13 protein-coding genes and 1 pseudogene are annotated in these 14,432 nt (G+C 70.8%); 2 read left to right on the forward strand and 12 right to left on the reverse strand.

The genetic code is table 11. The features are described 5' to 3' along the window. Nucleotide 1: 1 nt before the first annotated feature. The 10 genes and pseudogenes from hisF to ACQEVI_RS00500 form a co-directional block, all read right to left on the reverse strand. On the reverse strand, nt 2-772 hold the full coding sequence (gene hisF, locus ACQEVI_RS00455) for an imidazole glycerol phosphate synthase subunit HisF (protein ID WP_432893536.1): 771 nt from the start codon (nt 770-772) through the stop codon (nt 2-4). After that, nucleotides 772-1,740 (reverse strand): FKBP-type peptidyl-prolyl cis-trans isomerase, encoded by a 969-nt coding sequence (locus ACQEVI_RS00460; protein WP_432893539.1) that lies wholly within the window; start codon nt 1,738-1,740, stop codon nt 772-774. The genes hisF and ACQEVI_RS00460 overlap by 1 nt, the downstream gene beginning before the upstream one ends. 91 nt (nt 1,741-1,831) lie before the next feature. Continuing rightward, nucleotides 1,832-3,193 carry a Pup--protein ligase gene (gene pafA, locus ACQEVI_RS00465; protein WP_116675647.1) on the reverse strand — a complete coding sequence of 454 codons (1,362 nt, stop codon included), beginning with the start codon at nt 3,191-3,193 and terminating at the stop codon, nt 1,832-1,834. A 305-nt stretch (nt 3,194-3,498) separates the two neighbouring features. Continuing rightward, nucleotides 3,499-4,209: pseudogene (prcA, locus tag ACQEVI_RS00470) on the reverse strand (proteasome subunit alpha); the annotation flags it as partial. Next, on the reverse strand, nt 4,206-5,051 hold the full coding sequence (gene prcB, locus ACQEVI_RS00475) for a proteasome subunit beta (RefSeq protein ID WP_432893543.1): 846 nt from the start codon (nt 5,049-5,051) through the stop codon (nt 4,206-4,208). The gene prcB and the pseudogene prcA, both read right to left, overlap by 4 nt. Next, nucleotides 5,041-5,238, reverse strand: coding sequence for a ubiquitin-like protein Pup (locus ACQEVI_RS00480; protein WP_116675649.1), 198 nt, complete (start codon nt 5,236-5,238; stop codon nt 5,041-5,043). Before ACQEVI_RS00480 ends, prcB begins: the two co-directional genes overlap by 11 nt. 96 nt (nt 5,239-5,334) lie before the next feature. Continuing rightward, nucleotides 5,335-6,996: a depupylase/deamidase Dop gene (gene dop, locus ACQEVI_RS00485; RefSeq protein ID WP_432905733.1), complete on the reverse strand. Its 1,662-nt coding sequence runs from the start codon at nt 6,994-6,996 to the stop codon at nt 5,335-5,337. Nucleotides 6,997-7,139: 143 nt separating this feature from the next. Further along, nucleotides 7,140-8,801, reverse strand: coding sequence for a proteasome ATPase (arc, locus tag ACQEVI_RS00490; RefSeq protein WP_419706737.1), 1,662 nt, complete (start codon nt 8,799-8,801; stop codon nt 7,140-7,142). A 141-nt stretch (nt 8,802-8,942) separates the two neighbouring features. After that, complete coding sequence (locus tag ACQEVI_RS00495) at nt 8,943-9,956, reverse strand: tRNA (adenine-N1)-methyltransferase (protein WP_432893548.1); 1,014 nt, start codon at nt 9,954-9,956, stop codon at nt 8,943-8,945. 69 nt (nt 9,957-10,025) lie between these two features. Continuing rightward, nucleotides 10,026-11,198, reverse strand: a complete 1,173-nt coding sequence (locus ACQEVI_RS00500; RefSeq protein ID WP_432893551.1) for a site-2 protease family protein — start codon at nt 11,196-11,198, stop codon at nt 10,026-10,028. A gap of 93 nt (nt 11,199-11,291) precedes the next feature. Here ACQEVI_RS00500 and ACQEVI_RS00505 point away from each other — a divergent pair, with 93 nt between their 5' ends. Beyond that, the gene (locus tag ACQEVI_RS00505) at nt 11,292-12,209 is read left to right on the forward strand and encodes a RecB family exonuclease (protein ID WP_432893554.1); all 918 of its coding nucleotides are present in this window, start codon (nt 11,292-11,294) and stop codon (nt 12,207-12,209) included. Nucleotides 12,210-12,265: 56 nt separating this feature from the next. Here ACQEVI_RS00505 and ACQEVI_RS00510 read toward each other — a convergent pair whose 3' ends face one another. Further along, nucleotides 12,266-12,955 (reverse strand): HAD family hydrolase, encoded by a 690-nt coding sequence (locus ACQEVI_RS00510; RefSeq protein WP_432893558.1) that lies wholly within the window; start codon nt 12,953-12,955, stop codon nt 12,266-12,268. Nucleotides 12,956-13,054: 99 nt separating this feature from the next. On the opposite strand from ACQEVI_RS00510, the gene ACQEVI_RS00515 reads away from it, so the two are divergent. After that, nucleotides 13,055-13,630 (forward strand): HD domain-containing protein, encoded by a 576-nt coding sequence (locus ACQEVI_RS00515; protein ID WP_432893561.1) that lies wholly within the window; start codon nt 13,055-13,057, stop codon nt 13,628-13,630. Between the two features lie 40 nt (nt 13,631-13,670). On the opposite strand, the gene ACQEVI_RS00520 is transcribed toward ACQEVI_RS00515, so the two are convergent. Beyond that, nucleotides 13,671-14,216, reverse strand: coding sequence for a hypothetical protein (locus ACQEVI_RS00520; protein ID WP_432893563.1), 546 nt, complete (start codon nt 14,214-14,216; stop codon nt 13,671-13,673). Nucleotides 14,217-14,432: the final 216 nt, after the last annotated feature.

The raw sequence follows: 14,432 nt of genomic DNA on the forward strand, positions 1-14,432 counted from the left end.
GTCAGCGGACGTCGATGCCCGCCGCGCGCATGGCGTCCTTGACCTGCCCCACCGTCAGTGCACCGAAGTGGAACACCGACGCGGCGAGGACGGCGTCCGCCCCCGCCTGCGCCGCCTCCACGAAGTGCTCAGGCGTGCCCGCGCCGCCGGACGCGACGAGCGGTACGTGCACCCGCTCCCGCACGGCGCGGAGCATCTCCAGGTCGAAGCCCGCAGTGGTGCCGTCGGCGTCCATCGAGTTGAGCAGGATCTCCCCGGCTCCCAGCGCGGCCGACTTCTCCGCCCATTCGACGGCGTCGATGCCGGTCCCGCGCCGCCCGCCGTGCGTGGTGACCTCGTAGCCGGAGGGGGTGGTGACGTCGCCCGTCACGCGACGTGCGTCAACGCTGAGCGTCAGCACCTGCGAGCCGAACCGCTGGGCGATCTCGGCGATCAGCTCGGGCCGCGCGATCGCGGCGGTGTTCACGCCGACCTTGTCGGCACCCGCGCGCAGCAGCCGGTCGACGTCGTCGGTGGAGCGCACGCCGCCGCCCACGGTGAGCGGCACGAACACCTGCTCGGCGGTGCGGCGCACGACGTCGACCATGGTCTCCCGGTCGCCGGACGAGGCCGACACGTCCAGGAACGTGAGCTCGTCGGCGCCCTCGGCGTCGTACCGGCCGGCAAGCTCCACCGGGTCCCCAGCGTCCCGCAGGTCGGCGAAGTTGACGCCCTTGACCACTCGGCCCGCATCAACGTCCAGGCACGGGATCACGCGGATCGCGACGGACATCAGCCCTCCTTCTTCTTCGGTTCTTCCTCGGGTCCCGCCTCGCGGGGGTCGAGCTTGCTCGGATCAAGCCTGTGCGCGTCGAGGATGTCGACCACGTACACCACCGTCTCGCCGGCAAGCCGGCTCTTCGTGTTGGCATGACCGGCCTGCGGCGGTACCACCAGCATGATCTGGGAGCCGACGGTCTGTTCCAGCAGCCCCTGGTCCCAGCCCTCGACCAGCCTGCCGATGCCGATCTCCGCGGACTGCGGCGGAGTGTCCTCCGCCCACGTCGTGTCGACCACGGCGCCGTCGCTCCAGCGCACCGCCGTGAACTCGACCGTGAGGATCTGGCCGGCGCGTATCTGTTGCCCGGACCCACGGATCAGCGGGTGCACGACCAGCTCCGACGGCGGCTCGACGCCGCGCGGGACGCGTACGGTCGGCGCCCCCAGGTCGTCGAGGCGTACCTGCGGCAGGTTCTTGCCCGGCGCCTCCCCCGCGGCGCCGGACGCGCGGACAGGCAGCACATCGACGACCAGCAGCACCGGCACGCCGTCCTGCTCCTCCATGAGCATGAGCCGCGCGCCGACGCGCTTGCCCTCGAGCGACTCGAAGAGATGGCTGCCGAGCGACTTCTCGGTCATCGTGTACGCCGCGGGCGCGGTCCGGAACGTGTTCTGCAGCTCCGTGCCGTCCCTGCCGTCCTGCGCGTAGAGGTTCAGCAGGACCGGGTCGTCACGCTCCAGCACGTCGCCCGTGCCCGGCCAGACCGTGCGCGAAGCCGGCCGCAGGACGGTGAACGGCTTCTCGTACTCGAGCGTGGGCGGGGCGCCGCTCGTGCCCATGACCTGCAGCGGCGCCTGTGATGCGCTGGACGTCGGCGCGGGGCCGACCTCCACCGGCAAGGACGCGGGCGCGCACGCCGTGGTCACCGCCACCGTCGTCGCTGCCAGCGCACCGACGACGACGCGTAACCAGGAACTCACCAGCAGATTCTCCCACGACGTGACAGCGCCCCCGGAACGGCGGGTGCCCCGGAACCGGCCCTGTGGCCGCTCCCGGGGCACCCGCCGGTGGTCACATGCTCTCGATCAGGCGCTCCACCCGGTCGTCGACGCTCTTGAACGGGTCCTTGCACAGCACCGTGCGCTGCGCCTGGTCGTTCAGCTTGAGGTGTACCCAGTCGACCGTGTAGTCCCGGCGGGCCTCCTGGGCCGCCCGCACGAAGTCGCCGCGCAGCTTGGCCCGGGTGGTCTGCGGCGGCAGCGCCGTGGACTCGAAAACCTCCAGGTCGGTGGTGACCCGCTCGACCATGCCGCGAGCCGCGAGCAGGTTGTACAGGCCCTCCGTGCGGGAGATGTCGTGGTACGCCAGGTCGAGCCGGGCGATGCGCGGGTCGTCGAGGCCCATGCCGTGCTTCTCCTGGTACCGCCGGATGAGCTTGAGCTTGATGGCCCAGTCCAGCTCCCGGTCGATGAGCGACAGGTTCTCCGCCTCCAGCGCGCGCAGCCCGCGCTCCCACAGGTCGAGCACCTGCTTGACCACCGGCGTGACCTCGAGGTTCGCCTCCACGAGCTCGCGAGCACGCTCGTAGTACTCCGACTGGATCTCGATGGCCGTCATGGTCCGGCCGTTGGCCAGTGTCACGGCGTGCTTGCCCGTGCGGTCGTGGCTGATCTCCCGGATCGCGCGGATCGGGTTCTCGAGCGTGAGGTCCCGCATCGGGACCCCGGCCTCGACGAGCCGCAGCACCAGGTCAGTCGAACCCACCTTGAGCATCGTGGTGGGCTCGGCCATCGAGGAGTCACCGACGATGACGTGCAGCCGGCGGTACAGCTCGGCGTCGGCGTGCGGCTCGTCGCGCGTGTTGATGATGGGACGCGAGCGCGTGGTCGCGCTGGAGACCGCCTCCCAGATGTGGTCGGCGCGCTGCGACAGGCAGAACACCGCGCCACGCGGCGTCGAGAGCACCTTGCCCGCCCCGACCAGGATCTGCCGCGTGATGAGGAACGGCACGAGCACGTCGGACAGTCGCGAGAAGTCCCCCGACCGCCGCACCAGGTAGTTCTCGTGGCACCCGTAGGAGTTGCCCGCCGAGTCGGTGTTGTTCTTGAACAGGTGGATCTTGCCCGGCAGGTCCTCGTGCTCGAGGCGCTGCTGCGCGTCGGCCACCAGGCCTTCGAGGATGCGTTCACCGCCCCGGTCGTACGAGACGAGCTGGCGCACGTCGTCGCACTCCGCCGTCGCGTACTCGGGGTGCGACCCCACGTCGAGGTAGAGGCGGGAGCCGTTCCTCAGGAACACGTTCGAGGAACGGCCCCACGCCACCACCTTCCGGAACAGGTAGCGGGCGACCTCGTCGGCAGACAGGCCACGCCCGTCGTCGGCAGCGCACGTCACGCCGTACTCGGTCTCGAGACCGAAGATCCTGCGGTCCATGGACTTCCCCTCCCTGTTCGCGGAACGTGCTGCTATCTGTCGGTGCCAGGCGAGTCGCCGGAGTTGCCCGGCCCCTCGTCGGGCTCTTCCTCGCTCGGGGACTCGTCGGTGGTGTCGTCCGCCGGGGCAGACACCCCGGCATCCGGCGTGGGAGTGTCGGTCTCGGAACCGGTCTCGGTGTCGGTGCTCGTCTCGGCAGGGTCGGCCGTCTCCGGCGGCACCGTGTCCGCCGTCCCCAGGCCCGGGGTCGCCGAGCCCACCGCGACGTCGTCCGACGGCGGAAGGTCGTCGGACGGCACAGCTTCGCCCTCCGCGGGCTCAGCGCCGTCGGCGAGGAGGTCGGCCAGGACCTGACGCGTCAGACGCCGGAACGACCGCCGCGGCCGGTCCCGCTCCAGGACCGCCACCTCGAGCTGGGCCGCCTCGATGGTGCGCGACGCCGAACCCTCGCCCGAACCCAGGGCCGCCACCGCGAGCCGCAGGGCCTCGCCGAGCGACATGTCCTCGCGCCAGCCCTCCTTGACGCGCCGGCCGAGCTGCTCGGCCTGGCCGCCCATGACGACGAAGCCGTGCTCGTCCGCCACCGTGCCGTCGTAGGTGAGCCGGTAGATCTGGTCGTCCGCCGACTCGGCGCCCACCTCGGCGACGACGATCTCCACCTCCAGGGGCTTCGACTCGGTGATGAACACGGTGCCGAGCGTCTGCGCGTACGCGTTCGCCAGGCCTCGCGCCGTCACGTCGGACCGGTCGTAGGAGTAGCCGCGCATGTCGGCGTACCGCACACCGGCCACCCGCAGGTTCTCGAACTCGTTGTACTTGCCCACGGCGGCGAAGGCGATGCGGTCGTAGATCTCCGAGATCTTGTGCAGCGCACGCGAGGGGTTCTCCGTGGCGAACGCAATACCGCCGTCGTAGGCGAGCACCACCACGGACCGGCCGCGGGCGATGCCCTTGCGGGCGAAGTCCGCACGGTCCTTCATCAGCTGCTCGGGCGAGACGTAGAACGGCATGTTCATGCGAGGTGCCCCCTCTCTCGACGCTGCGCCACGATGTGCTCCGCGACCCGGGCGACCTCCGCGTCCTCGATGCGCTGGTAGCCGTCGGCGGACACCGTGGCGACCACGGGGAAGATCCCGCGGACGGTGTCGGGCCCGCCCGTCGCGGAGTCGTCGTCCGCGGCGTCGTACAGCGCCTCGACCGCCACGTGGACAGCGGCCTCCGCGTCCATCCCGCGCCGCCAGAGCTTCTTCATGGCGCCCCTGGCGAAGAGCGAGCCGGAGCCGATGCCGTGGTGCTCGTGCTCCTCGTAGCGACCGCCCGTGGCGTCGTAGCTGAAGATGCGGCCGGTCTCCTTGTCCAGGTCGTAGCCGGCGAACAGCGGCACGACCGCCAGCCCCTGCATCGCCATCGGCAGGTTGGCTCGCAGCATCGTGGCCAGGCGGTTCGCCTTGCCAGTGAGCGAGAGCAGCGACCCCTCGATCTTCTCGTAGTGCTCGAGCTCGAGCTGGAAGAGGCGCACCAGCTCCAGCCCGATACCCGCCGAACCTGCGATGCCCACGGCCGAGTACTCGTCGGCCGGGAACACCTTCTCGATGCTGCGGCTGGCGATCATCGGTCCGGCGGTCGCACGACGGTCACCCGCGAGCAGGACCCCGCCGTCGAAGGTGAGCGCCACGATCGTGGTGGCGTGGGGAGCAAGGGTCGCCGGGTCGGTCACGCCGGCAGGCATGACCCTGTTCCCAGGAAGGCGGTCGGGGGCGTGCTCGGCCAGGAAGTCCACGAAGGACGACGATCCCGGACGCAGGAAGGCGTCCGGGAGTCGTCCTGTGGTGCGGTCTGCGCTCAGGTCACTGCCCACCCTTCTGGACGAATCCACGAACGAACGACTCGGCGTTGGTCTCCAGCACCTCGTCGATCTCCTCCAGCAGGGCGTCGACCTCGTCGTCGTCCTTCTGCGCCGCCGCAGCGGCGGGCGCCGGGGCCTCCGCGTCGTCGTCCGGAGTGCGGTCCTCGTGTGACGGGTTGATTCTTTCCTGACCGGCCATGATCGCCTCCTGGTGATTCACTGACGTATTACTGGTCTCGAAGCCTAGGCCCTGACCTCATGCATTGACCCTAGGCGGTGACACTGACATCCACGGTCACCTTCTTCCGGAGAGTCCCGCGAGCAGGCTCGCGGCGTCGGGGCTCGCGTCGAGCAACGCGCCGATGTGGCGCCGCGTGCCGCGGGTCGGGTCGAGCATCGGCACACGCTGCAGGGCCTGCGACCCGTCGACGTCGAAGATGACGGAGTCCCAGCTCGCCGCGGAGATCTGGCTCCCGTAGCGGGCCATCACCTCGCCCCTGAAGTAGGCGCGGGTGTCGGTCGGCGGGTGCTGCACCGCTCGCGCGACGCTCTCCTCGTCGACCAGCCGGTCCACCGCCCCCTTGGCGAGCAGCCGGTGGTAGATGCCCCGCTCGGGCCGCACGTCGGACCACTGCAGGTCCATGGCGTGCAGTCGCGGGTGGTCCCACTCCAGGTTGTCGCGCGAGCGCAGGCGGTCCAGCAGCCGCAGCTTCGCGACCCACTCGACCTCGCGTGCGCAGGACGCCGGATCCGTGCCCAGCCGCTCGACGACGGACGCCCAGCGGTCGAGCACGGTGTCCGACTCCGCGTCCGTCCCGAGCACCTTCAGGGACCGCCGCACGATGTCGGTGACCTCGCCCTGGACCTCCAGCGCGGTCATCGTCCTGCCGTCCGCCAGGTCCAGCCGCGCGGTCAGCGCGAGGTCGCGCGAGACCTTCTGCACGTCACTCACCGGGTCGGCCAGCCGGAGGGCGCCGAGCTCGGCACGTGCGTCCACGCCGGCCTCGGCCAGCTCGTCGAGGTGCTCCAGCACCCACAGCACGAGCGACGTCGTGCCCGTCTTGAGGTAGGTGGGCGCCTCCATCAGGTTCGCGTCGCCGAGGATGAGGTGCAGGCGGCGCCACCGCTGCCGGTCGGCGTGCGGCTCGTCGCGAGTGTTGACGATGGGCCTGCGCAGCGTCGTCTCCAGGCCGATCTCGGCCTCGATGTAGTCGGCGCGCTGGGAGATCTGGTAGCCGGCGGTGCCGCTCGTCGCGCCGAGGCCCACACGGCCGGAGCCCGTGAACACCTGCCGGGTGACGAGGAACGGCGTGATGAGCTCGGCGAGGGTCGTGAAGGGCAGCGACCGGTCGACGAGGTAGTTCTCGTGGGTGCCGTAGCTGGCACCCTTGCCGTCCACGTTGTTCTTGTAGAGCACCACCTCGCTGCCCGGGAAGCCCGCGAGCTCCCGCAGGGCCGCGAGCATCACCCGCTCGCCGGCGACGTCCCAGCGCACGATGTCCTCGGGCGACATGACCTCGGGCGAGGAGTACTCGGGGTGGGCGTGGTCCACGTACAGCCGGGCACCGTTCGTCAGGATGACGTTCGCGGCGCTCGGGTCGTCGTACTCCTCGGCCGCGGGCCGCTCGACCTCCTGCGTCGAGCCGGACCGGCGTCGGCCACGGCCGGGCAGACCAGGCTCCACCACGGGCACCTGCCCGGTGACCGGACCCGACGGCGCGGGCCGCGCCGGGTCGTCGGTCAGCATCGACGGCTGCGCCGAGGCGCGGTCGAGATGGAACCCGCGTGCGTCCTGCAGCGGGTCCTCGTCGTCGTAGTCCCAGCGAGCCTTGCCGCCCCGACCCTCGGCACGCGTGGAGATCGCCCGGTAGGTCGTCACCACCTGGCTGGAGAGCAGCATGGGGTTGGCCAGGGGGCGGCCCGGCTGCAGGACTCCGTACTCGGTCTCTATGCCCATCACACGACGTACGCTCACGTTCACCACCCTATGCCGCAGTAGTCCCGCTGGTCGGTCACCCTGATCAGCCGCGCTGACCAGTCGCGTCGGTCAAGCAGGGTCCGCGCCCGCTGGACGGACGCGGACCCTGCCTCGACGAGCTGTCAGAGGTACTGACCGGTGTTCTGGACGGTGTCGATGGTGCGCGGTGTCGCGCCCTCGCCCTTCTTCTGGACGATGGTGCGGATGAAGACGATGCGCTCGCCCTTCTTGCCGCTGATGCGCGCCCAGTCGTCGGGGTTGGTCGTGTTCGGGAGGTCCTCGTTCTCCTTGAACTCGTCGACGCACGCGGTCAGGAGGTGCTCCACACGGATGCCCTTCTGCCCCGTGGCCAGGAAGTCCTTGATCGCGTTCTTCTTGGCACGGTCGACCACGTTCTGGACCATCGCGCCCGAGTTGAAGTCCTTGAAGAAGAGAGTCTCCTTGTCCCCGGACGCGTAGGTGACCTCGAGGAACTGGTTCTCCTCGTCCTCCGAGTACATCCGCGACACGACCGACGTGATCATGCCGTCGAGCGCCTCGGCCATGTTGTTGCCGTACTCGGCAAGGTCGTCGGGGTGGATCGGCAGGTCCTTGGTGAGGTACTTGCCGAAGATCTCCTTGGCGCCCTCGGCGTCGGGCCGCTCGATCTTGATCTTCACGTCGAGACGCCCCGGGCGCAGGATGGCCGGGTCGATCATGTCCTCACGGTTGGAGGCGCCGATGACTATGACGTTGTCGAGCCGCTCCACGCCGTCGATCTCCGCGAGGAGCTGGGGCACGATGGTGGTCTCCACGTCCGAGGAGAGGCCCGTACCGCGGGTGCGGAACAGGGACTCCATCTCGTCGAAGAAGACGACGACGGGCATGCCCTGGCTGGCCTTCTCCCGGGCGCGGGCGAAGATCAGCCGGATGTGCCGCTCGGTCTCGCCGACGTACTTGTTGAGCAGCTCCGGACCCTTGACGTTCAGGAAGAAGCTCTTCACCTCGGGGTTGCTCCCGTTGGCGCGGGCCACCATCCCGGCCAGGGAGTGCGCGACGGCCTTGGCGATGAGCGTCTTGCCACATCCGGGCGGGCCGTACAGGAGCACGCCCTTGGGCGGGCGCAGCCCGTGCTCCCGGAACAGGTCGGGGTGCGCGAAGGGCAGCTCGACCGCGTCGCGGATCGCCTCGATCTGCGGGCCGAGGCCACCGATGTCCTCGTACTCGATGTCCGGGACCTCTTCGAGCACCAGCTCCTCGACCTCGGACTTGGGCACGATCTCGAACACGAAGCCGCTGCGCGTGTCGACCGTGAGCGAGTCGCCCACCCGGAGCGGGGAGTCCATCAAGGAGCCGGCGAGGCGCACCACGCGCTCCTCGTCGGCACGACCGACCACGAGCACGCGGTCGCCGCCCAGCATCTCCTTGACGGTCACCAGCTCGCCCGTGCGCTCGTACTCGCCCGCCCCGACGACCGTCATGGCCTCGTTGAGCTTGACCTCCTGGCCCGGGCTCAGCCGCGTGACGTCCAGGCTCGGGCTCGCGGAGACGTGCATCTTGCGGCCGGCGGACGAGATGTCCACCGAACCGTCGGTGTGCGCCCCCAGGAACACGGCGTACGTGCCCGGCGGCTTGGCGAGGTCGTCGAGCTGCTTCTTCAGCTCGACGATCTGATCGCGCGCCGCGCGGAGTGCCTCCGCCAGACGCTCGTTCTTGGCTGAGAGGAGGGCGATCTGGCGCTCGTAGTCGCGGTTTGGCAAAGACTCATGCTCGGGATGGTTGTATCCTGACGTGTTCTCGGTCATGACATCCCCTCTCGTAGGGCCCGGGAGGCGACCATATGACGCAAACGCCTCCGAGAACAGCACCTTAAGCACAGTCACTGACACACCGGGAGTAAGAACACCCGTTTGAGACGTCCGGGGTACTCGATCGTTACAGCCCGTTCACGCAGGCGGGGTACTCGCGTCCTCCGGCGCAACGCCCAGGTCACGTCGCACCTTGCGGACCTTCTTGTCCGACACCGCGCGCTCCCCGAGCTCCTCCGGAGTCCACTCCGCTTCGGCCGTCGCGGGGTACGCACCCTTGGCAGGACGCCGTTTCCGCTCGGGTGCGACCACCCCGTCGGCCATCCGGCGGGCGATGACGAGGAAGCCCGTGTGGCCGATCATCCGGTGCTCGGGACGCACTGCCAGACCCTCGAGGTGCCACCCGCGGATCATCGTCTCGAAGGCCGCCGGCTCGGTGAACCGGCCGTCCGCACGCAGATCTTCCGCTGTGCGCGAAAGTTGGGTCGTGGTGGCCACATAGCAGACGACGACGCCGCCGGGGGCGAGCGCCGAGGCGACCGCCTCGACGTTCTCCCACGGCGCCAGCATGTCCAGGACCACGCGGTCGACGGTGCCCGGCTCGGCCACCTCGGGCAGCACGTCGGAGAGGTCACCGACGGACAGCTCCCACGCCGGGTGCGGCCCGCCGAAGAAGGTCTCGACGTTTCCCTTGGCGATGGCCGCGAAGTCCTCGCGCCGCTCGATCGAGTGCACGTGCCCGGCGTCGCCGACCGCACGCAGCAGGGACATCGTCAGCGCGCCGGAGCCGACGCCGGCCTCGACGACACGCGCGCCCGGGTAGATGTCGGCCATGGCGACGATCTGCGCGGCGTCCTTCGGGTACACGACGGCGGCGCCCCGGGGCATCGACAGGACGTAGTCGGCCAGCAGCGGGCGCAGGGCGAGGTACTCGATGTTGGCGGTGTTGACCACCACGGAGCCCTCGGGCTGCCCGATGAGCTGCTCGTGCTGGAAGTAGCCCCGGTGCGTGTGGAACGTGCCGCCGGGCTGCAGCGTGATGGTGTGCAGGCGATTCTTGGGGTCGGTCAGCTGGACCTTGTCGCCCACGCGGAACGGGCCGCGGCGCTGCTCGGCGCCGGTGGCAACAGGGGTATCGGTGGGTGTGGTCACGACCGACCATCCTAAGCGCTGGGCCGGGACCGCGCGTGCGCCGGGCTCGCCCAGGAGTCAGGCAGGACGTCAGGTGGCGCGGATCGCCCGGGCGACGTCGGCGAGGTCGAGCACCCCGGTGACCCGGCCGTCGTCGACGACCGGGACGAGCCTCGCCCCACCCGACCGCTGGGCCAGCTGCGTCAGCAGGTCGGTACCCGACAGTGCCGGGGGCACGGCCGACCCCGGCACGAACGGCACGGCCACGGCGTCGACCAGGGTCACGCCGCGCGCCGACTCCGGGACCGCCGTGACAGCGCCGCCGTCGATGACCGCGACGGGGACGTCCCCGTGCCCCACGACCACCACGTAGTGCGACGGCGTGCCGCCGCCCGCTGCCGCCGCCCGGGCGTCCAGGGCGTCGGCGACGGTGGCGCCGAGCGGCACGAGGACGGCGGGTCCGGCGAGCCCGGCGGCGGTCAGCCCGTCGACCGCCTCCCTGCGCCGGCCGTTCGAGATCGCGGCGCCCGCACCGGCCCAGAGGAACGCCCCGATCAGCGCGGACAGCAGGACGTTCGTGATGTCCGGGGTGGCGCCCCGCAGGTACGGCACGACCAGAGCCCAGAGGAGGACGCCGACCGCGACGACCCGACCCGCCCAGCCGGCTACGACGGTGCCGGTGGTGCGCTTGCCCGTGACGGCCCAGACGGCGGACTCGAGGATCTGGCCACCGTCGAGCGGCAAGCCGGGAAGCAGGTTGAACGCGCCGACGAACGCGTTGGACGCAGCACCGGCAAAGAGCAGGAGCGTGGGCACGTTCAGCACCGGCGAGGCCTGGTACGCGAACCAGAACCCGGCGGCGAGCGCCAGATTCGTCAGCGGCCCGACGACGGCGACCAGGAAGCCGTCGAGCGGCCGGCCCAGGCCGCCGGTGTAGGCGGTGTGGCCGCCCCAGAGGGTGACGGCGAGCTCGGTCACGTTCTGGCCGCGCGCCCTGGCGACCAGTGCGTGCGCGGCCTCGTGCAGGAACACGGAGCCGAACAGGAGCAGCACGAACACGAACGCCACGAGGTAGGCGCCCGCGCCGAGCCCCGGGGCGAGACTCTGCACGTTGGGCACGAACAAGATCGTCAGGACGAAGGCGGCGAGGAACCAGGACCGCGTGACGATGACTGGCGCCCCGGCCACACGGCCGATGACGAACCCTTTCGAGCGCTGCGGGGCGGGCGGTGCGGGCGTGGAGGCTGGCTCCGAGGTGGTCACCCGCCAAACCTATCCGGCCTGTCGCCCCCGGGGGTACGGCGCGCTGTGGATGGCTGCCCGGGGATGTCGGTGACCGCACCTAGGGTTGGGTCCATGACGACGACGGAGGTATCCCAGGAGCCGGTCCCGGACGTTTCGGCGGAGGCGGTCGGCACCGTGTCGGCAGTGCGTGCGCCGTCGCGGCCGCCGGCTCTGTCGCCGTCCCGCGCGAACGACTTCATGCAGTGCCCGCTGCTGTTCCGGTTCCGCACGGTGGACCGGCTGCCGGAGCCGCCGTCGGCCGCCGCGGCGCGCGGGACGCTGGTGCACTCGGTGCTGGAGCGGCTGTACGACGCCCCGCTGGGTGAGCGCACGCTGGCCGCGGCGCACGATCTGCTGCCCGGCGAGTGGGACCGGCTGCTGGAGGCGGACGACCGGTACACGTCGCTGTTCACGGACGGGGTCGGCCCGGACGGGCAGGACCGGGCGGGCTGGCTCGCGGGCGCGGGTTCGCTGCTCGGCACCTATTTCACGCTGGAGGACCCGAACCGGCTCGAACCGGCGGAGCGGGAGCTCCTGGTGGAGTCGCAGCTCGACGGCGGCCCGCTGCTGCGCGGCATAGTGGACCGGCTGGATGTCGCGCCGACCGGCGCCGTACGGGTGGTCGACTACAAGACCGGCAAGTCGCCGCGGCCGGGCTACGAGTCGTCGGCGGTGTTCCAGATGCGGTTCTACGGGCTCGTCCTGTGGCGCGAGCGCGGGGTGCTGCCCAAGATGCTGCAGCTCGTGTACCTGGGTGACGGCCAGGTGCTGCGTGGTGAGCCGACCGTCGAACAGCTGGAGCACACGGAGCAGAAGATCCGGACCATCTGGTCGGCCATCGAGGACGCCGCCCGCACGGGTGTGTGGAAGCCGCGCCGGACGAAGCTGTGCGGCTGGTGCGCGCACCAGTCGCTGTGCCCTGAGTTCGGTGGCACTCCCCCGGAGGTCCCGGACGGCGCGATCCCGCTGCGCCTGGGTATCGCCGTCTGACGTCCTGGGGATACCAACCGTCGAGCGGGCACAGCGAGCGGGCTCAGCGGGCTCGCTCAGCCCAGCAGGTCGACGACCTCGCCCGACGCGATCCGCGAGAGTGTCTCGAGGTCGATCTGCTTGAGCGATGCCGCCCGGTTGAGGCCTGGCCGGGGCGGCACGGGTACCTCGGCGGGTACACCGAGGGTGCGCGCGCCCGAGGCGAGCGCGGACGTGATCCCGGGCTGGGAGTCCTCGATGGCCACGCAGTCCTCGGGCCGGACGCCGAACAGGCCGGCGGCGACCAGGTACGGCTCCGGGTCCGGCTTGCCGTGCGTGACCTCGTCGCCGGTGACGAGGTGGGCGAAGGTTCCGGCGGGGGCGCCGTCGGCCACCACCTCGGCCTGGCTGCGGTAGGACATGGTGACCATCGCGCACGGGACCTGCGCGGCGCGCAGCTCCTCGAGCAGCTCCAGGACGCCGGGCCGCCACGGCACGCTCTCGCGCAGCTGCTCGTTCACGCGGGCCACGAGCCAGGTCACGATCTCGGCGGGCTCGAGCGGCACGCCGGCGTCGCGCAGCATGGTGCCGGTGGTCAGGAGCGCCTGCCCGACGGCGCCGAGGGCGTCCTCGTGCGTCCAGGTCGCACCGTGCGCCGCGACGATCTCGCGCTCGGCGCGCATCCAGTAGGGCTCGGTGTCGACGAGGGTGCCGTCCATGTCGAACAGGACGGCGGCGGGAAGGTCTGCGGAGGAGTCGCGAGGCACCGGCACATCGTAGGTGGCGACGTTGTACGGCCGGTAACCGGCAAAGGTCCCGCGCGTGACGCTCCGACGAGCCACGCCGGAATGCCGGACGATAGCGCCATGACGCACACCGCCGCATCCGGCATCGCCGCTTTCACCTTCGAGATGGGCGTGCTCAAGCGCCTGCGTCGTTCCGGCTGGTGGCAGGTCGGGGTGCGAGACCCGGAGTCCGTCGCCGAGCACAGCCTGCGGGTCGCGCAGCTCGCGGCGCTGCTGGCTGCCGAAGAGGGCGCCGACCCGGCGCGCGCCGCCTATCTCGCGCTCTGGCACGACTCCCAGGAGACCCGCATCACCGACCTGCCCCACACGGCCCGCCCGTACGTCACCAAGCCCGACAACGTCGCGGTCACGCGGGACCAGGTGGCTCCCCTGCCCGCTGCCGCCGCAGCGACCGTCGTCGACGCCGTGACCGAGTTCGAGGCGCAGCAGACACCCGAGGCGCGTTGCGCGCGCGACGCCGACAAGCTGGAGTGCCTGGTCCAGGCGGTCGAGTACCGGCACGGCGGCCAGGCCGGGGTGCAGGAGTGGATCGACTCGTCCTACGCGGCGCTGCGCACGGAGGTCGCGAAGCGGGTGGCGGACGCCGCCCTCAGCCTGTCCCCCATGAGCTGGCGGGAGATGAGCCGGCGGGACTGAGCCGGGCTCCCGGCGGTTCGGTCCGCGAGCGCCCAGCGGCTCAGTCCGCGAGGAGCCGCTCGGCGCGCTCCGCCTGGTCGGCGTCGAGCTCGGTCCGGTCGAACGCGGCGACAGCCTTGTCGAACGTCCGGTTCACGACGGGCTCGATCTCCACGACGCCGACCGGGGAGACCATCGCCTCGTCGTACTCCGCGATCCACGCGTCGATGTGCGCCACGTAGGCGTCCCTGGCGGTGTCGAGCTCACCGCCGTCCGGCAGGCTCACGGCCTTGGCGTCCTCCTTGGCGGTCAGGACCTCGGCCCGCGCCTCCTCGGCCAGCTCGGGCACGTCCGCCATGAGCACGGTGGCGAGCTCCTCCTGCCGCCGGGCGTCGGAGGTTGCCTCGATCTCGTCGAACCGCTGCGCGATCTCGTCGATGTAGTCACGCATCGTCGACTCGCTGTGCTCCACGGCGTCGAGCAGCACGTCAGCGGGCTCGCTGGTGCGCTCGGCCTGGGACCAGGCGATGCCGCTGCCTGCGCCGCCGGCGACGACGAACGCTCCGACGGCGGACAGCAGGGCCCGGTGATTTCTCAGGTTGAGCATTGCTTCATACTCACCCGAACCCGGGGTACTTCGCGCACCTCACGGTGTGATTCGTGGCGGAGCAATAAGACATATGCACCTCTTTCGGGCAGTGGATCTGTCCCCGAGATTCCGCCAGACGCAAAAGTCCGACGACGACGCGGCATGAGCACGAGGATCACGCCACACCCATACCGGCGCAATACGCCACGCGCCAGCCGCAGTTCGCAACTCACA

The organism is Promicromonospora sp. CA-289599 (genome assembly GCF_050936155.1).
GTDB lineage: Bacteria > Actinomycetota > Actinomycetes > Actinomycetales > Cellulomonadaceae > Promicromonospora.